General features: G+C 40.3%; 17 protein-coding genes. 12 read left to right on the plus strand and 5 right to left on the minus strand.

Annotated features, from left to right (window positions below):
* The first annotated feature begins 694 nt into the window (after positions 1–694).
* The 4 genes from MHB67_RS03965 (at position 695) to MHB67_RS03980 (ending at position 8,980) form a co-directional block, all read left to right on the plus strand.
* Positions 695–6,847 carry a SpaA isopeptide-forming pilin-related protein gene (locus MHB67_RS03965; protein WP_342492804.1) on the plus strand — a complete coding sequence of 2,051 codons (6,153 nt, stop codon included), beginning with the start codon at positions 695–697 and terminating at the stop codon, positions 6,845–6,847.
* Between the two features lie 21 nt (positions 6,848–6,868).
* Positions 6,869–7,471, plus strand: coding sequence for a class D sortase (locus tag MHB67_RS03970; protein WP_342492805.1), 603 nt, complete (start codon positions 6,869–6,871; stop codon positions 7,469–7,471).
* Positions 7,464–7,790, plus strand: a complete 327-nt coding sequence (locus MHB67_RS03975; protein WP_342492806.1) for a hypothetical protein — start codon at positions 7,464–7,466, stop codon at positions 7,788–7,790. The genes MHB67_RS03970 and MHB67_RS03975 overlap by 8 nt, the downstream gene beginning before the upstream one ends.
* A gap of 377 nt (positions 7,791–8,167) precedes the next feature.
* A complete protein-coding gene (locus MHB67_RS03980; RefSeq protein ID WP_342492807.1) occupies positions 8,168–8,980 on the plus strand; it encodes a leucine-rich repeat domain-containing protein in 813 nt (270 codons plus the stop codon).
* An 81-nt stretch (positions 8,981–9,061) separates the two neighbouring features.
* On the opposite strand, the gene MHB67_RS03985 is transcribed toward MHB67_RS03980, so the two are convergent.
* The 3 genes from MHB67_RS03985 to MHB67_RS03995 all read right to left on the minus strand — a co-directional run bounded on the left by MHB67_RS03985 (position 9,062) and on the right by MHB67_RS03995 (position 10,575).
* Complete coding sequence (locus MHB67_RS03985) at positions 9,062–9,376, minus strand: multidrug efflux SMR transporter (protein WP_003217878.1); 315 nt, start codon at positions 9,374–9,376, stop codon at positions 9,062–9,064.
* Positions 9,377–9,721 carry an SMR family transporter gene (locus MHB67_RS03990; RefSeq protein ID WP_024425239.1) on the minus strand — a complete coding sequence of 115 codons (345 nt, stop codon included), beginning with the start codon at positions 9,719–9,721 and terminating at the stop codon, positions 9,377–9,379. It lies immediately after the preceding gene.
* Between the two features lie 275 nt (positions 9,722–9,996).
* On the minus strand, positions 9,997–10,575 hold the full coding sequence (locus tag MHB67_RS03995; RefSeq protein WP_025093485.1) for a TetR family transcriptional regulator: 579 nt from the start codon (positions 10,573–10,575) through the stop codon (positions 9,997–9,999).
* Between the two features lie 176 nt (positions 10,576–10,751).
* Between MHB67_RS03995 and MHB67_RS04000 the strand changes: the two genes are divergently transcribed.
* From MHB67_RS04000 to MHB67_RS04015, 4 genes are all read left to right on the plus strand, one after another.
* On the plus strand, positions 10,752–11,300 hold the full coding sequence (locus MHB67_RS04000; RefSeq protein ID WP_342492808.1) for a VanZ family protein: 549 nt from the start codon (positions 10,752–10,754) through the stop codon (positions 11,298–11,300).
* Positions 11,297–11,761, plus strand: coding sequence for a DUF6884 domain-containing protein (locus MHB67_RS04005; protein ID WP_103132720.1), 465 nt, complete (start codon positions 11,297–11,299; stop codon positions 11,759–11,761). Before MHB67_RS04000 ends, MHB67_RS04005 begins: the two co-directional genes overlap by 4 nt.
* Positions 11,762–11,913: 152 nt before the next feature.
* Complete coding sequence (locus MHB67_RS04010) at positions 11,914–12,543, plus strand: rhamnogalacturonan acetylesterase (RefSeq protein WP_025093483.1); 630 nt, start codon at positions 11,914–11,916, stop codon at positions 12,541–12,543.
* 153 nt (positions 12,544–12,696) lie between these two features.
* A complete protein-coding gene (locus MHB67_RS04015; protein ID WP_342492809.1) occupies positions 12,697–13,737 on the plus strand; it encodes an NAD(P)/FAD-dependent oxidoreductase in 1,041 nt (346 codons plus the stop codon).
* Positions 13,738–13,798: 61 nt separating this feature from the next.
* On the opposite strand, the gene MHB67_RS04020 is transcribed toward MHB67_RS04015, so the two are convergent.
* Complete coding sequence (locus tag MHB67_RS04020) at positions 13,799–14,125, minus strand: YnfA family protein (RefSeq protein WP_103132717.1); 327 nt, start codon at positions 14,123–14,125, stop codon at positions 13,799–13,801.
* A 136-nt stretch (positions 14,126–14,261) separates the two neighbouring features.
* On the opposite strand from MHB67_RS04020, the gene MHB67_RS04025 reads away from it, so the two are divergent.
* From MHB67_RS04025 to MHB67_RS04040, 4 genes are all read left to right on the plus strand, one after another.
* The gene (locus MHB67_RS04025; protein ID WP_342492810.1) at positions 14,262–14,765 is read left to right on the plus strand and encodes a hypothetical protein; all 504 of its coding nucleotides are present in this window, start codon (positions 14,262–14,264) and stop codon (positions 14,763–14,765) included.
* A gap of 90 nt (positions 14,766–14,855) precedes the next feature.
* Positions 14,856–15,881 carry a zinc-binding alcohol dehydrogenase family protein gene (locus tag MHB67_RS04030; protein WP_342492811.1) on the plus strand — a complete coding sequence of 342 codons (1,026 nt, stop codon included), beginning with the start codon at positions 14,856–14,858 and terminating at the stop codon, positions 15,879–15,881.
* The gene (locus MHB67_RS04035; RefSeq protein ID WP_342492812.1) at positions 15,878–16,405 is read left to right on the plus strand and encodes a YfiT family bacillithiol transferase; all 528 of its coding nucleotides are present in this window, start codon (positions 15,878–15,880) and stop codon (positions 16,403–16,405) included. The genes MHB67_RS04030 and MHB67_RS04035 overlap by 4 nt, the downstream gene beginning before the upstream one ends.
* A 12-nt stretch (positions 16,406–16,417) precedes the next feature.
* Positions 16,418–16,705 carry a hypothetical protein gene (locus MHB67_RS04040; RefSeq protein ID WP_332285300.1) on the plus strand — a complete coding sequence of 96 codons (288 nt, stop codon included), beginning with the start codon at positions 16,418–16,420 and terminating at the stop codon, positions 16,703–16,705.
* A 15-nt stretch (positions 16,706–16,720) separates the two neighbouring features.
* Here MHB67_RS04040 and MHB67_RS04045 read toward each other — a convergent pair whose 3' ends face one another.
* Positions 16,721–17,200, minus strand: a complete 480-nt coding sequence (locus MHB67_RS04045) for a MarR family transcriptional regulator (RefSeq protein WP_024425228.1) — start codon at positions 17,198–17,200, stop codon at positions 16,721–16,723.
* Between the last annotated feature and the right edge of the window lie 53 nt (positions 17,201–17,253).

The raw sequence follows: 17,253 nt of genomic DNA on the forward strand, positions 1-17,253 counted from the left end.
TTTCCTTGGCTTGCCTCTATATGATGAAGTTCACTTAAAGAACATTTGATTTTCTAAATAGGCATAAAATGATTTTAATGTTTAGGCTAAATCGTTTTGTCTTCACTTTTCATGATAAAAGAGAAAAAAATTAGACGAAAACAAATGTTATTCCCTGATTCTCCATATATTTCTTTTAAAAGGTGATAAGTAAGCCATGAATCCTATAAAAATGGATCATTTTAGATATTTAAGTTTATTTTTTTGCTGATGAAACGGTAAATGTAAGAATAAAACGCAGCAGCTTTTTGATTACCATATGAAAGGGAGTAGAAAGGAAGGCGATTTATATAATGCTGAACTGACGCACCTTACATACGATATGATACATGCTTGTTTCATATGAACGAACCATATGTGAATACATGCTTATATATGCATGTACACATCATTTATTGTTCATTCCAGTATAAATATAAAAATTCACATTTAATCTTTTCACGATCCTCTCACTATTCCCCATTTCTATAGACCCCAATCCAGTTACTCAATCCACTACTCATGATGACCTTTCAAGCTCATGATTGATCAACTCATTTTATTCATAGGGTCTTAAGGTGCCATTTTTAGAAAATATTGATCAGAAGCGGAGTGATTGATCTGACAGTATACTAATGATTTTTTTATCGTTGTTGAAAATTAATTTTAGAAAAGGGTGGATGTATTGAAAAGAATATTGTCGCTGGCACTCATTACAGTGCTAGTCATACAGTCTAGTATATTAGGAGTCTTGCCTTTAGCAGGGGCACAAGCAAAAGAAATTCAAGAAAACATTTATGGGGATATTGAATTTGCTGATAGCGAAGGCAATAAGTTATCAAGCATGGAAGATCAGCAAGTAAGAAAGGCCACTGTGCATTGGTCTATAAAAGGAATTGATCTAAAAAAACAATATCCGTATGTTCTCACTCTTCCTTCAGCCATCCAGGTAGAGAAGGAGCAGAAGGAACCCATTACTGTGGGTGACATACCTGTTGGCGAGTATACCGTTTCAAAACAAAATGAAGTGACGGTGAAATTTAAAGAAGATGTTGAGATCGATCCAAATTTAGAAGGATCAATTGACATCGATGTCACCAGTATAACTCAGCAAGAAGAGAAAACAAAGCAAAATGAGGGTGAAGAAAGCCTTCCAAAAGATGACTCAATCTCATCTGAGAAAGATAAAGCTTCTAACAATCAAGAAGCCGCTCAAACGAAACAAAACGATGAAGATGAATTACTAAAAAACAAAGTGAGCGTGTCTAAGCGTGCAGGGCTGCAAAGTGTTTCAAAACAAATGCAGATACAAGAAAATCTCCTCACTGATGCGAAATTAATATTTGAAGATCAGGAAGGAAATTCAGTTGAAAAGCCTGATATTAACTCGCTGATTTCCATTAACTATGAGTGGGCCATTCCGAACGGTCATAGCTATAATGGCGGGGATGAATTCCATTTCAAGGTTCCAGAGGAATTAGTGATTTATGAAAAAATCGATCGTCTTGAGATGAAATTTAATCAGGCAACCATTGGTTATTTTTCTGTAGATGAAAGCGGAAATGCCTCCATCGAGTTCACTGATTTTATTAAACAATATTCAAATATTCATGGAACACTTCAAGTGTGGACGCAATTAGATAAAAAAACTGTCATTACTGAAGAAAAAGAAGTGGTCATTACCCCGATTGAAGGAAAGGATAAAATATCAATCCCGATTCAATACATTCCAAATGGCCCAAACGTCTCTAAAAAGGGAGAACCAAATCGTTCTTACAATGCTGAAACCATTCAATGGACAGTAGATTTTAATATGGATTTAGAAGATGTGAAACAAGCGAAACTGTTAGATCCGATTCAAGAAGGTCAGGCATTGAAAAAAGATTCAATCAAGCTTTATCGTATTGATACAAAGCTAAATGGGGAAACATCGATTGGTCAGCTGCTTGACGAAAACCACTACACAATCGGCCAAACAGCAGATGGTCAAGATTTCACGATTGAATTTAAAGATGACGTGCATCTAGCTTACCGTTTAATGTATGAAACGGATATTACAAATCAGGATCAATCTGCATTTCGTAATAAAGCATCCCTTGTTTCTGGTGATAAAGTGATCAGTTCAGCAGAAGGAACAGTGAATGTGACAAGAGGCAGTCCTTTAAATAAAAAAGCCGCGCAATACGACCCAGTCACACAAACAATTACATGGGAAATTCGTTATAACTATAACGAAAAAAAAATTGCTGAAAAGGACGCTTTGTTAGAAGACTTCTTTAACGGCACACAGGCGCTGATATCTGATTCCATTCAAGTCAAAGAAGTCACAATTGATCAAAATGGCAACGAAGCTGGAACAAAAGCGTTTGAAAATTACGTGGTTCAACCTCAAAAAAAGGATGAACAAAACGGGTTTACCTTGCAATTCAATCAAGATATTCAATCAGCTTATCTCATCACCTATCAAACAAAAGCAACCGAGCGGATTTTTGAAGCTGAAGAGATTATCAATACGGTAACAGCTGGCAAAGAGAGCAAACAAGGGAAGCAAAGAATTGACCAGCAAATCCTAACGAAAAATCATGGAACACCGAATTACAAGACCAAGACCATTCCATGGCGTATCACCTTCAACAAAGATCAACAAACGATGAACAATGTGATATTAAAAGATACGTTTACAAACGAAGGATTGACGCTGCAAAAAGATAGTTTAAAAGTGACGACAGGTAATACAGTGCTTGAAGAAGGCACAGATTATCAAATCGTTGAACATGCAAATGGATTTGATATTCAATTTACGAAAGAAATAAAGACAGAACATACCGTCACATATACAACGTCTTTTGATTATGAAAAAAGAGCAGATAAAGATCAAAAGAACTTGCGTAATCATGTAAAGCTCGAATGGGTAAATGAAGATGGCAAGGATTTGACGAAAGAAAATCAATCTGTCTTCACGCCTGACACATACACGCAGTCAAATGGTTTCAAAAACGGAACTTATAATGCAAAGAAAAAAGAAATCACATGGAATATCGGTGTGAACTATAACTTGAAACATTTAGAAGAGGCGAAAATCGAGGATTTCATTCAAGGAAATCAGCGTTTGCTTAAAGATTCAATCACCGTCTACTCGCTTGATTTACAAGGCGGGGAAAATGGTGCGGAAGAAAAAGAGGTATTAGCGAAAGAACATTATGACATCAAATTCCTTGAAAATGAAAAGGGAGAAACAGGCTTCGAAGTGACTTTCAAAAAAGCCATTGATTCCCCATACAAAATCACGTATCAAACAAGTGTTGAAGGAATGGATTTAGTACAGAAAACCTACGATAATAAAGCGACCCTTTATGATGGACAGACAAAAGAATCAGATGTGAATGCTGTGGTGTCCATTCCAAATGGGGGGAAATACACGAGCAAATCAGGAAATCAGCAAGGAAAAGTCATTGATTGGAAACTGAATATCAACTTTGGTCAATCAACAGTTCAAGATGCGACGATTATAGACCATCCAAGCAGTAACCAAGCCATAATAGAAAACTCATTTCATCTCTATTCGACGACAGTAGATGAAAAGGGGCAAGTGACAAAAGGAGAAGAGCTGGAAAAAGGGAAGGATTATGAACTAGACCTTGAATTCGACCCAGATTCTTTTCAAATTAAATTTAAAGAAGAAATAACAAGACCATATATTTTAGAATACCAATCTCTCATTTTAGATAAAGTGGGAAGTACACTTCAAAACGAAGTAACGTTTAGAGGTGAAAATGTAAAAGAGATCAAAAAGGAATCTGAAGCTTCAATTGTGGTGAAACGCACCGCTGGCATGGGAGATGGCACAGGATCGATTGGTGCTTTAACCGTTAAAAAGGTAGATGCGAGTACTGGAAAAGCGCTAAAAGGAGCAAGTTTTTCTCTGACAGATGCTGCGAGTGGTATCGTCATTGGTACAAAGACAACAGATGAAGAAGGAGCTCTTCGATTTGATCGTCTTCTGTATGGTGATTATATCGTGACAGAAGAGAAAGCACCTGATGGTTATATTAAAACGAAGGAACCGATCCATGTCACGCTTGATCAGCCTTACGAATCAGGAGATCAAGCGAAAACAGGAAATAGCATGACGGTGCAGAACCAAGAAATCCGCCAGCATGTCAAGTTAACGAAAAAAGACAAAGAGACGGGTGCAGCATTAGAGAATGCAGAATTTGAACTGAAAAATGAATCTGGAGAGACCGTCCAAACCGATTTGAAAACAGACGAAAAAGGAGAAATCCTTTTCAAACATCTTGAGCCAGGTTCCTATTATTTTGTTGAGACAAACGCACCGAAAGGTTATCAATTAAATCAGCAAAAATGGCCGTTCACCATTAAAGAAAATCAAACAGAAACAACGACTGTCACCGCAGTAAATGACATCATCAAAGGCTCTGCAGAATTGAGCAAAATAGGTGAAGGCGGAGAGAGACTAGAAGGTGCACAGTTCAAGCTCTTAGATCAAGACGGGCATGAGTTAAAAGATTCGCTTGTCACAGGAGAAAATGGCAAGATCACGATAAACGAACTAAGGCCAGGTACGTATCAGCTCATTGAAACAAAAGCACCAGATGGTTATGTATTAGATGAAACGCCAATCAAATTTGAAGTACCACTTGATCCAAAGGAACCAGTCGTCATTTCACAAAAGAACCTATATGAAACAAGTGCATTAGAAGTGATGAAAGAAGGGGAAGATGGCAAGAAGCTTCAAGGTGTTCGATTTGAAGTCAGGAATCAAAATGACGAAGTTGTGCGTAAAGATTTGACAACAGATGAAGATGGGAAGCTTTTGGTCGATAATCTCAAACCGGGCAAATATCAGCTCGTGGAGACAGAGAGTGTTGATGGTTACCAAAAGAATAATAAACCATATCCTTTTACCATCGAAGTCGCACAAAAAACACCAGCAGAGATCAAAGTGATCAATGATCTTAAAACTGGAGATGTCCAGCTCACGAAGCTCGGTGAAAAGGATGATGTGCTTGAAGGAGCAGAATTTAAGCTTGTAGATGCAAATGGAAAAGAGATAAAAACAGGTCTTGTCACTGATCAGAACGGGAAAATCATCGTCAACGATCTGAAGCCTGGAACGTATCAGTTTGTTGAAACGAAGGCGCCATTCGGTCACGAACTTGACGAAACACCTGTCACTTTTGCTATTCCATTTAACCCTGAGAAGCTGGTCAGTGTGACAAAAGAAAATAACCGCACTACAGGCGGAGTGCTGTTACACAAAAAAGGCGAAGATGGGAAATCATTAGAAGGGGTTGTCTTTGATCTATCTGATGATAAAGGAAAGATAGTGGCAGGAGGAGAAGGAATCACAACCAATCAGGATGGAAAGATCACCTTCACAGGTTTAAAACCTGGAACCTATCAATTTGTTGAAAGAAAGAGTCTTGAAGGCTATGAATTGAGTACGAAACCACTTGTCTTTGAAGTTGAATTAGGTCAAAAAGAGTTGATTCAAGTGAAGGCAATCAATCAGCTCAAGAAAGGTTCTGTAGAACTCACAAAAATAGGGGAAGAAAAAGAAAGATTGAAAGGAGCAGAATTTACCCTTTTTAATGACGATGGAAAAGAATTGATGTCAGGTTTAACAACCAACGAGAAAGGCATCATCACTGTCAACGATTTGAAACCAGGCGCTTACCAATTGGTTGAAACGAAGGCTCCTTTTGGACATAAACTAGATGCAGAACCAGTAGAATTTAAAATTGATTTCAACCCAAAACAACTGGTGAAAGTGACAAAAGAAAATATTCGGACGACAAGTGCTGTGCAGCTTCAGAAAAAAGGAGAAGATGGTCAGTTACTCAATGGAGTGACCTTCGATCTGCTTGATGAGCACGATCAACGTATAAAGAAAGACTTAAAGACAGACAAAAACGGTCAACTGACAGTCGGTCAACTGAAGCCAGGAACCTATCGATTTGTCGAAACAGCAAGCATTGCCGGCTATGAATTGGATCAGACACCTGTCTCATTTACGATTCGTTTAGGTCAAGACAAACCAGCCAAAGTAGAAATGATTAACAAGCTAACGCCGGGAGCAGTGGAACTGACCAAAGTGGATGATGAAGGACACACGCTGGAAAATGCAGAATTTGCTCTTCTGAGTAAAGAAGGAAAAACGTTGAAGAAATCACTTGTAACAGACCAAAAAGGAAAGCTTCACATCAATGATTTAAAACCGGGACAATATCAATTCGTTGAAACGAAAGCACCTCATGGCTATCAATTGGATGATAAGCCGATCCTGTTCACAATTGAGAAAAATCAGCAGAAGCCGCTTCAATTAACAGCGAAGAATCACTTGATCTTAGGAAGTCTGCATATCATAAAGGTAGACCAGCAGACAGATAGAACCTTAAAAGGGGCATCCTTTGACATTCGTACAAAAGCCGGGAAAACCATAAAATCTGTGACAACAGGAAAAGACGGAGAAGCCATTGTCAAAGGGCTTAAACCTGGAGAGTATCTACTCACAGAGACGAAAGCACCGGATGGTTATGTAGCTTTAAAGAAACCGCTCGCTTTTACAATTCAAATGGGCGAAGTGGAGATCAAGACAATGATTGTGAAAAATGCACCAGTGAAGAATGAAGAGGACCACACGAATCCGCCAGCCTCAGATAAAGGGGATCAGCATCCGCCTCATGACTCAAACGGTGAGCTGCCAAAGACTGGTGAAGAATGGCTGCGTTATTTGATGTATGCAGGGATTTTACTAGTAGCTTCTGGAACTGTTCTTCTTGTTGTCAGAAGAAGAACCATTCAGTAAAAGGAAGGAACGAGTGTATTGATGAAAAAAAGAACCTTATTAGGCAGCTTTTTGGTGGTCACGGGGCTGATGCTCATCTCCGTTCCTTTTCTATATGAGTGGCGAACTTCACAAGAGACAGCAGCAATGGAACAGGCATTAAAGATGATTAAAGAAAATGAAAGTGATGCCCTTTCTTCTATACCACATTTAACTGTGTCAGAAGAAGACCTGCGAGATGTGATGGAGCTAGAGATCCCGTCAATTGATTTAAACGAAAAAGTACTTCCTGTTACAACAAAAGAAAATTTAGGTATAGCACTGACTCAAATTAAATCTCATCAAATGCCAGGTGAAGGGAATTTCACGATTGCAGGGCATAGAGGGTATAGAGGTGACCGGCTTTTCCGGCAGCTGCCAGAGGTACCTAAAGGAGAAAAAGTTGTCTTACATCATCAAGCTGAAACATACGAATATAAAATTGTCAGCTCAGCTACGATTGAACCGACGGATGTGGATGTACTAAAGGATCGCGGGAAAAATGAACTGACATTGATCACTTGTACACTTGATGGTCAGAAACGATTTGTCTTAAAAGGAATACGAATCAACGCTTCAAAGGGTGAGCAGCCATCGGATGTATAACACCAACATAATAAATGATGGATGCAATAGAAAAGCAGCGCTCACGACCGATATGTTACACCAATTGTTATCAGAGCATTATCCAACTTTAAAAAACGAACGTTGGGAAGTTGATGTAGATACAATTCGGGCTTCGCCTATTCTTCACCCTTTATTAAAAAGAAAGCTGCCAATTGGTATTGAAAAATTCACCTGTGTTTTGTTCACGCAGCAGACAGCAGCTTTTGGAGAGCCTTTGATTGTGTACTTTTTATTGGATGAGAAGGGCGAATCGATTTACGCAATGGATCTCTTGCTCGAGCAGCAAGACACCCATTAAACGAGAAATAAATTAGCGGGTTCGATTTTAAGGTGGAAAAATAAAATCAGTTATATCATGAGGACTCTAATTCGTATATGAATTAGAGTTCTTTTATTTGTATATATATAGACGTTTTACTAACTTTATTATCTACTAAGAAGTCCGCTGCCCAGCAGATAGTCTCCAATGTTTAGATGATAAAGATTTTATAAAATGGATCGAAAACAGAGGTCATAATCAAGATTGGCGACCAAAGAAGATCATCTAGTTTTTATCCTTTCCCTGTTTCTTCAAAAGGAATATCAGAAAGTGCTAAAGATAATCATGTGTTGACTGCAAAATACTGATAAAATTTATTTAGATTATTCCTTAATTATAGGTGTGGAGGTAAAAGCATGCGAAAAGAAGACCCCCAATATATTTTTCATCATGATAAACGACCAGAAGTTGTTCATGATTTAGCCGATGTAGATAATAATTCCACTGAGTTGTTAATCACAGGAAAAACAAAAAATATTGAAAGGTTGAAATCTTTTTCTAACCTGACGAAATTGTGGATTTACAAAGTGAACCAAAAGGAATTCAATACGATCTTAAGCTTAGTTAATCCCAAAATGCTCTTTGTGCATGAACTGAGAGTAGAAGATTTATCAATCATCAGTTCTCTTAAAGATGTTGAGGTATTGGCACTTGAATGGAATACAAAGGCACAAAGTTTATGGGATATATCAAAAAACACGTTTTTAAAATCTTTATCCATAACAGATTTTTCAAAGTTGAATGACATAGCCCCTTTGCAAAAAAACACTGGTTTAGAATTTCTACAATTGTCAGGCGGGATTTGGAATACATTAAATATAAATACTCTTCAACCTTTAAGATACCTCAAGAATTTAACATATCTGTGCTTATCAAATATAAAAGTGAAGGACGAGTCTTTAGAGCCGATATCGGAATTAGAGGGACTCAAGGAACTTGAAATTTCGAACCAATTCCCGACAGAAGAATATGCCAGGTTATCCGTCACCCTCCCAAATACGAAGTGTGATCGTTTTGCGCCATACATCTATTTATCAAGTCCTATTGTAGATAAAGATGTGATGGTGATTGGAAAGCGAAAACCGAAATTAAATTCAAAAGTTGATGGGGAAAAGTTGCAAAAATACGAAAAACAATTTAAAGCGTACCAAGAAAAATTTATAAATTAACTTAAAAAGCAATGGAAAATCAATTCCATTGCTTTTTGTATGGCTAATACCATCATAAACTTTTTCTTTCTTGTGATTCAATTACGCAAACAACTTCAGCCCAACCACACCAATCACAATCAGCAGCAAGCTGAGTATACGAATCATGTTTTTCGGCTCTTTAAATAAAATCATATTAAACAAGACAGAGCCCGCCGTTCCAAGACCAATCCAGACCGTATAGGCAACGGATACTTGAACGGAAGAGAACGAGGCGTATAAAAACAAAAAGGATAAGGCAAACCCGCCGACAAATAAAATGCCTGTCGTGATTTGCTTTTTCTTACTAAACATATTGAGGCCAATGGTTCCGCCGATTTCGCAGGCAGAGGCCAACAGTACAAAAAACCAGCCCATTTATACCGCTTCTCCTTTCTGCTCATGGGCATCTCCATCAGACACTTTCAGTCCAATAATCCCGAGAATTAAAATGCCCATAAATAAGAGCTTTTCTAATGAAAACGAACCGCCGAACAGCGCATAATCCATCAAAGATGTCCCTATCGTTCCAACTCCGGCAAACACGGCGTACACGGTCCCTGTCGGCAGCTTCTCGCAGGCTTTCATTAAAAAGTAAAAATCAACTGGGATCAGGCAGATAATGATCGCCCATTCCCACAGAGCATCTGCTCTATTTAAACCAAACACCCAAAGTAATTCGAATAAACAAGTGAGTGCAACATACATCCAGCTTTTTTTCATCGTATTTCCTCCTAAAACTTAAAAATGACGATTCGTCATTTTGAAACCAAAAAAGAGCGTACAGCAAGTGCTGTACTCAGATTGTCGACAAAGGGCTAAAATGAACTTGATTTTAGCCCTTTGTCTTCTTTTCAGCGTGATAGAAAACCTTTGCAGTCTAGAAAGGGCGAGTACCGGAGCGGAGCGAATTGGACATTCGTGAGCACCGGAGCGCAGACCTGACACCGAATGCGAGGGTTTGTCTACACGCTGCGTACAGCGAGTGCTGTACTAAGTTAAGGTGTCTCTATGCCAAGTGCGTAAAGAAGAAATTGCTTCACCTCTCGCTTTTGAATCAGAACCTCTTCTGTATCTGTTTCCGTAAACAAGTACATTTGCTCAGCAGACGATTCGAGTAAACCGATAATAAATTTGGCTGCATATTGACAGTTCAAATTCGCACGGACCCTTTTGTCCTGCTTTGCTTTTTCTAGAAAAGCAGCGACCCATTTGTAAATCGGCTCATAAATATCTTCCCATTCCTTTAAATGCTCGGTGGCGGCTAAGCCTGAGTAGGTCAGGGCAAGGACATCACGGTATTGTCTTGTAAAAGCAAAAATGAATTCAACAAGTGCATCTGCTTGATCGAGGACATCTGCATGCTGAGTGAATTCCTTTTCGATTGCAGGCACCATCTGTGCGATGAGATGTTCTGCGATTGCAGGCATGACGGATAGCTTTGAAGGAAAATATAAATAAAACGTTCCTTGCGCTACTCCTGCTGCTTTCACAATATCAGAAATGGTCGTCTTTTCGATGCCTTTTTCTTTAAACGCATCAATCGCAGCAAGCATAATCTTTTCTCGTTTCGACATATCATCACCGACCTTAAATGACTGAATGTCATTCAGTTTAGCGAGAAAATGACGATTTGTCAATATGGTTTTCTCTTCATTGAATGTGAGAATAAGTGATGAATAGATGCGGGCAAGCCTGAATAAGCTGTAAATATGGTCAAGCATCATCATGTGAGAAAGGGGAAGCTCTCTGTATGACTTCCAGTGCTATGTTTTCCATTGCTTATTTTCTCCTGCTCGTCCCGCTCTATTTACATATGAGATATAGACAGGCAAAAAAGCACAATCGTTTTATCTATTTGCGAACAGAATTGGTCCTTGCCTGTCTGTTTATTTATACGAATGTTTTACTATATTTGACGGTCTTTCCAAATCGTTTTTCCGCCCCAAGAGATCAGGTGAGTGTCAACCTCATGCCGTTGCAGTCCATTTATCAAAATCTTCACGCCTACCATCACGGCTATCCAAATCTTGTCTTTTTAAACTTAGCAGGCAACATATTGTTATTTGTACCACTCGGTTTTTTTCTATATCAAGCCTTTCGGACTATGCGCTGGCAAAAGGCGGTTCTTGGGGGCTTTCTCCTGTCAACCATGATCGAATTGCTCCAATGGATGTTCTCTCAATCTGGTATCATTACAAGAAGCAGTGATATTGATGATATTCTCTTAAATACACTTGGCACAGCGCTAGGCTGTATCGTGTATCAGATTTATCGAAAAAGGAAGGAGAAAATCGAGTGAAGCGAGTTTGTATCATTCCATGTGGCGCGAAGAAAATTTGGGATGTCGATCCAGAAGCAGGGAGCCAGCCAGCGAACCATGTATATTTAAGTCCCCTGCATCAGCGTACGAAAAGCTATGCTCAAACGTTCTTTTCAGACTGGATGATCTTATCAGCAAAGCACGGGTTCTTAAAGGCAGATGATATCATACATGAAAATTATGATGTGGCTTTTGGTACACCGCATGCTAAGCAGATCACACGAGAAGAACTGAGCCAGCAATTTCATCAAAAAAATCTTTTCGCATATGATGAACTGGTGGTACTAGGTGGAAAGAAATATCGAAAAGTGATCGACCCTTTATTACAGCCTCATCAAAAAGCAAATTATCCGCTGGCTCCATATAAAGGAATTGGCTACATGCTTCAGGCGTTACATCAAGCAGTGGAATCAAAAATAGAACTTCCGCCGCATATTTAACACATTCACATCTACCGGTAAGCAGGGTTTTGATCAATAAAAAGAGAATAATTGAAATAGCGATGCTGATTGTTTCATATCTTTTCAGCAACCACTAGCATACCCGTATCGCTCGGGTAAATTGTCTCAATGAAAAAGGGAGGCGTATGAACATGACAACCATCTATTTAGCTGGTGATTCGACGGTTTCATCTTATCCAGATCGTCCTGTTCAAGGAGGATGGGGAGAGTTTTTACACCGCTATACAGCGCAAGGGGTGAACGTCGAGAATCGTGCCATTGGTGGAAGAAGCTCAAAAACATTCATTGAAGAAGGACGCCTTGATGACATATTGGCTGACATTCAGCCAGGAGACTGGCTTTTCACGCAAATGGGGCACAATGATGCTTCCAAGGAAAAGCCTGAGCGGCATACAGATCCTTTCACGACGTATAAAAGCTACCTGTCTCAATATATTCATGGAGCAAGAGCAAAAGGGGCAACACCACTTTTATTAACGCCAGTCGGCCGTTTTCATGAAAAAGACGGAGAATTTATCAATGATTTTCCTGATTACTGTGCCGCTATGAAAGAATTAGCTGATGAAGAAGAAGTTCTTCTCGTCGATTTAAATACCGCAAGTCTTCAGTTTTATCAAATTTCCGGCATAGAGAAAACGACCTCTTACTTTATGCTGTCAACAGGAATTGAGGATCGCACGCATTTTACAAAAGAAGGCGCAGATGCGATTGCAAGACTTGTTTCTCTTGAATTAAAAGACCTTGGTTTAACCATTGTGTGATGGATGACAGGACGAGTGAGCGCTCGTCCTGTTCTTTTTTTGCAGAAAGCTATTGATTCCCTTCACTAGAGTAGACTACAATAGGTACATATGATAATGAGAATCAATATCACTGAAAAATAGATCATTCGATGGAAAACTGGAGGGACTCAAATGACAGATCAGCTTGAATTGTTTGACGTCACCATTATTGGCGGCGGTCCAGCAGGCATGTACACCGCCTTTTATAGTGGGATGCGGGACTTAAAGACGAAGGTACTTGAGTACAACGAAAGCCTTGGCGGAAAAATCCTACTGTATCCAGAAAAGGTCATTTGGGATGTCGGCGGTTTGCCGCCAACAAGAGGAGAACAGCTGATACAGCAGCTGGAAACACAGGCGAAAACATTTGAACCAGAGATTGTACTGAATCAAAAAATCACGTCATTTGAGCGAGATGAACATAATCACATCATACTGACGGCTGAAAATGGTGATCGTCATTTGACAAAGACCCTCATATTAGCGATGGGTCACGGCATTCCAGTTCAGCGGAAACTTGAAATCGAGGATGCAGACCGCTATGAAGTGACAAACCTTTATTACACTGTCCAGGAGCTCAAGACATTTGCAGGGAAGCGGGTTGTGATTTCTGGAGGCGGCGACTCAGCGGTTGACTGGGCCAATGCCCTTGCATCGATTGCTGAAAGTGTCACCGTCGTGCATCGCCGTGACATGTTTGGCGGACATGAGAAAAACGTCGCCAACATGAAGGCAACTTGCAAACGAATTTTAACCCCGCATGAACTAACAGAGCTGCATGGTCAAGGTGACAAAATTGATGCTGTCACCATTCAAAACATAGAGACAGGTGAAAAAGAACGAATAGAAACAGATGCTGTGATTGTCAATCACGGGATGAAAGGCGATTTAAGCGTGCTATCAGAATGGGGCCTCAAGCAGGGTGAATGGGGACTGATCGAGGTTAATGAAAAAATGGAAACCAATTTACCGGGCGTCTATGCGGTAGGCGACTTGTGTACACATAAAAGCAAGGTTCGCTTAATTGCCGGCACGTTTGTTGATGGAGTCAATGCACTGAATAGCGCAAAGCTGTACATCGAACCAGAAGCTGAAAAAGTGGCATACGTTTCCTCTCATAACGAACGCTTTAAAGAGAAAAACAAAGAATTACAAACAGCTGGAGCTCGTTGAAGCATTCAAATAACATAGCAAAGTGCTGCCCGTATGTGGCAGCACTTTTTATATGGGTCCATTAATTGCGAGGCGCAAATAACATCACACTGACTCCAGCCAAACAGATCAAAGCACCCATCCAGTCATATAGATCAGGTGTTTTTCGATCGACCCACCAGCCCCAAAACACAGCAAGAATGACAAAAACACCGCCATAGGCAGCATAAACCCGTCCGAAAGTCGGGAACTGCTGAAAGGTTGGAATGATGCCATATACAACCAAGATGAGGCTGCCGGCGATCCCGAAGCTGACAGGTTTTGCTTCACGCAGCCAAAGCCATACCAAATAGCCGCCGCCAATTTCTGCTAAACCTGCTAATAAAAAAAGAACAATCGTCACCATCATATACGGACACTCCAATTTCTCCAATTTACACCCTATTATGACATGAGGAAAGAATGCGTTCTACCTCAATTGAATGGAGAGGAGCGAAGGGGAACATTTTGGCAATTCAAACGTAGTACATATGGAGGTGAAACACATGAAAACATCCATAGAAAAAGACCTATTTCTCTTATCAGTCAGACACGCATTGATTGCCTGTTATTTTTTAGTGTTTCCGTTCGTTGCACAAGTCCTTTATACCCCGTCACCTTTATTGATGGCCCTCATCTCTCTTTTTATGATTCATAACCTTACAGAAAGTACCATTTGGCTCTACAAATCGAGAAAGATTAGAAAGCACCAGTCTGGTGACTTATCAAAACGCGGGCATGTCTTTAGCCAGCTCGTGCAAAGAGTTGAACAGCTCCTCATCCTCAGTTTTGTCATTCTATTGATCAATGAATGGATACATGGAAGGGCGGATCTATCTACACTCTCATTCACTCTTTTTCTATTGATCATCGTTTTTCTTCAGCACGTCCAGTTTTACTACGTTCAGCTATTTTTTAAATCCAACAGCTGGTTCACTTATGTTCCTTCTTTGCAAAAAGCACGTCCTTCATACATGGCGAGGGAGCGAAAGGCCCTGAAAAGGTTATAAATGTGCCATCACTCGTTTGATCCAGCCATAAACATCAGAAAATTATGATAAAATGTGGTAAGAAAGAATAGAGAAAGGGAGTGCGAGCGAGTGAAAGCAGTTGGACTATTGGAGTATTTGCCGATTGAGCATGAGCAAAGCCTGATGGATCAGGAGATCGAAAAGCCTAAGGCGTCTGGCAGAGATGTACTCGTGAAGATAGAGGCTGTGTCAGTGAATCCAGTTGATACAAAGGTGAGATCACCGAAGGATCAGAAGGAAGAAAAACTGAAAATTCTTGGCTTCGATGCAAGCGGTACGGTTGTTGAAGTGGGCGAAGCGTGTACATTGTTTCAGCCAGGTGATCACGTCTACTATGCGGGAGATATTACGCGTCAAGGATCGAATAGTGAATATCAGCTTGTGGATGAACGTATTGTGGCGAAAAAGCCTGCCAATCTATCCTTTGCAGAAGCAGCTGCGATGCCCCTTACAACAATTACGGCTTATGAGGCTTTATTTGACCGGATGCATATGAAGCGGAATGCTGAAGGGTCAACCTTGCTAATCATTGGTGGTGCAGGCGGTGTTGGGTCTATCGCCATTCAACTAGCCAAATTAGCGAAGGCAACTGTGATCGCTACCGCATCAAGACCAGAAACAAAAGAGTGGTGTCTGTCATTAGGTGCCGATCATATCATTGATCATCATCAGCCGCTTTTAGCGCAGCTCGAGGAAAAAGGAATTGGCGAAGTGGATTTTATTTTATGCTTAAATGATACAGATGGACATTTCAAAGGCATGGCAGAAGCCATCAAACCGCAAGGCACGATCTGTACCATTGTCGAAAACCAGCACAACCTAGACATTCAATTACTCAAAAATAAAAGTGCGGCATTTGTATGGGAATTCATGTTCACACGCCCTATGTATGAAACAGCGGACATGATCAAACAGCATGAGCTTTTGACAGAGGCGGGTGAGTTATTTGAGCAGGGAAAAATAACGCATACCTTAACAAAGGTTCTCAGTCCGATCAATGCTGCTAACTTGAAGCAGGCACATCAAACACTTGAGCAAGGAAAGATGATTGGAAAATTTGTGCTTGAAGGATTTGAGAGAGGAGAGAGCGTATGACGTCATTACAATATCCGATTGGCTTATATGAACCGATAGAAACAAAAACGAAAGCACAGCTTGAAGCATGGATGGATCAGTTGGCTGCAATCCCCGAAGAGTATGAAGCGGTGACCGCACCGCTGACAGATGCTCAGCTTGATACACCTTATCGGCCGGGAGGATGGACTGTTCGTCAGCTCATTCACCACGTAGCAGACAGCCATCTGAATGCATACTTACGATTCAAGCTTGCTCTCACAGAAGATACACCGGACATACGTCCATATGATCAGGAGGGATTTGCCTCACTTCCTGACAGCAAGGCACCCATCAGTTTATCCCTGCCTTTGATCAGCAGTCTGCATCGCAGGTGGGTCACTTTACTGCGGGGAATGTCAGAGGAAGACTTCAACGCTTCTTATTATCACCCAGCCGATCAACAAACGGTGTCCTTATATGATGCAACGGGAATGTACGTCTGGCATTCAAAGCATCACCTTGCCCATATCACGGAATTAATCAAAAGAAATCAGTGGAATTAAAGGAGTAAACGCATGTCTGGAAGAAGAATTGTCGGCGCCATGTTTATCTGTATGGCGGGATTGTTTTATATAGCGAAATATGTTCTTTTTGAGATTCATTTTTTTAGAACGAGCTTTGATGATGAGGTAAGTAAATTTCAGCTTCTTGAAGAAGTGCTCCCTGGCAGTACGTGGATCAGCATTTTTTTCCTCATCATTGGCTTAGCCTATCTTTTATGGGATGACAGGGAAGTGATTCGTAAAAATCTTTTCACCCCAGATCGGCAAGTAGAAGAAACAAAAAAGACGGACTCCAAGTGACCGTCTTTTTTCCTTTTAACCGCGTTCAGGACGCAGTGCTTTTTCTAAGATAGCAAGGCCTTCATTGACTTTTTCTTTTTCCTCGTCATTGAGCCGCTGCAGGGAATTTTTGATTTTTTCGTGTCCTTTTTGATAAATACTTCTGAAAATATTTTTCGCTTCCTCTGTCAGTTCTACGACAATGATTCTCCGGTCACGCTCAGAGTGCTTTCGCACGACAAAGTTAGACTGTTCTAACCGGTCAAGCAGACCTGTCATATTGGACAAAGAAGCGCCCATTTTTTCAGCGATTTCGGATACTTTGAGAGAGCCATGGTTATTGAGCAGCATGAGCACCTTCATTTGAGGCATACTCATATCAAGCTTCATCCATTCAGAAACATCTCCAAGACCTGCAGCTGTGAGCACTTTCATATAAAGAACCCATGTCTTTTTTTCTTCTGGAGATAAAATCTCTTCTTTTAATACGGTGGTGTCATGAATATTATATTCCACGCTTGTTCACTTCCTTTAAGCGGCTCTTTTTCTTTATATTACTGATTTTTACT

Source organism: Bacillus sp. FSL H8-0516, assembly GCF_038635285.1.
Classification (GTDB): domain Bacteria; phylum Bacillota; class Bacilli; order Bacillales; family Bacillaceae; genus Bacillus; species Bacillus safensis.

Bases quoted from the DNA above. Each gene is read 5' to 3' on its own strand.
- MHB67_RS04010 (WP_025093483.1), top strand. From the start codon at position 11,914: ATGACAACCATCTATTTAGCTGGTGATTCGACGGTTTCATCTTATCCA.
- MHB67_RS04025 (WP_342492810.1), top strand. From the start codon at position 14,262: ATGAAAACATCCATAGAAAAAGACCTATTTCTCTTATCAGTCAGACAC.
- MHB67_RS03975 (WP_342492806.1), top strand. From the start codon at position 7,464: ATGTATAACACCAACATAATAAATGATGGATGCAATAGAAAAGCAGCG.
- MHB67_RS03980 (WP_342492807.1), top strand. From the start codon at position 8,168: ATGCGAAAAGAAGACCCCCAATATATTTTTCATCATGATAAACGACCA.
- MHB67_RS04020 (WP_103132717.1), bottom strand. From the start codon at position 14,125: ATGATGGTGACGATTGTTCTTTTTTTATTAGCAGGTTTAGCAGAAATT.
- MHB67_RS03970 (WP_342492805.1), top strand. From the start codon at position 6,869: ATGAAAAAAAGAACCTTATTAGGCAGCTTTTTGGTGGTCACGGGGCTG.
- MHB67_RS04015 (WP_342492809.1), top strand. From the start codon at position 12,697: ATGACAGATCAGCTTGAATTGTTTGACGTCACCATTATTGGCGGCGGT.
- MHB67_RS04035 (WP_342492812.1), top strand. From the start codon at position 15,878: ATGACGTCATTACAATATCCGATTGGCTTATATGAACCGATAGAAACA.
- MHB67_RS03990 (WP_024425239.1), bottom strand. From the start codon at position 9,721: ATGAAAAAAAGCTGGATGTATGTTGCACTCACTTGTTTATTCGAATTA.
- MHB67_RS03985 (WP_003217878.1), bottom strand. From the start codon at position 9,376: ATGGGCTGGTTTTTTGTACTGTTGGCCTCTGCCTGCGAAATCGGCGGA.
- MHB67_RS04000 (WP_342492808.1), top strand. From the start codon at position 10,752: ATGACTTCCAGTGCTATGTTTTCCATTGCTTATTTTCTCCTGCTCGTC.
- MHB67_RS03995 (WP_025093485.1), bottom strand. From the start codon at position 10,575: ATGTCGAAACGAGAAAAGATTATGCTTGCTGCGATTGATGCGTTTAAA.
- MHB67_RS04040 (WP_332285300.1), top strand. From the start codon at position 16,418: ATGTCTGGAAGAAGAATTGTCGGCGCCATGTTTATCTGTATGGCGGGA.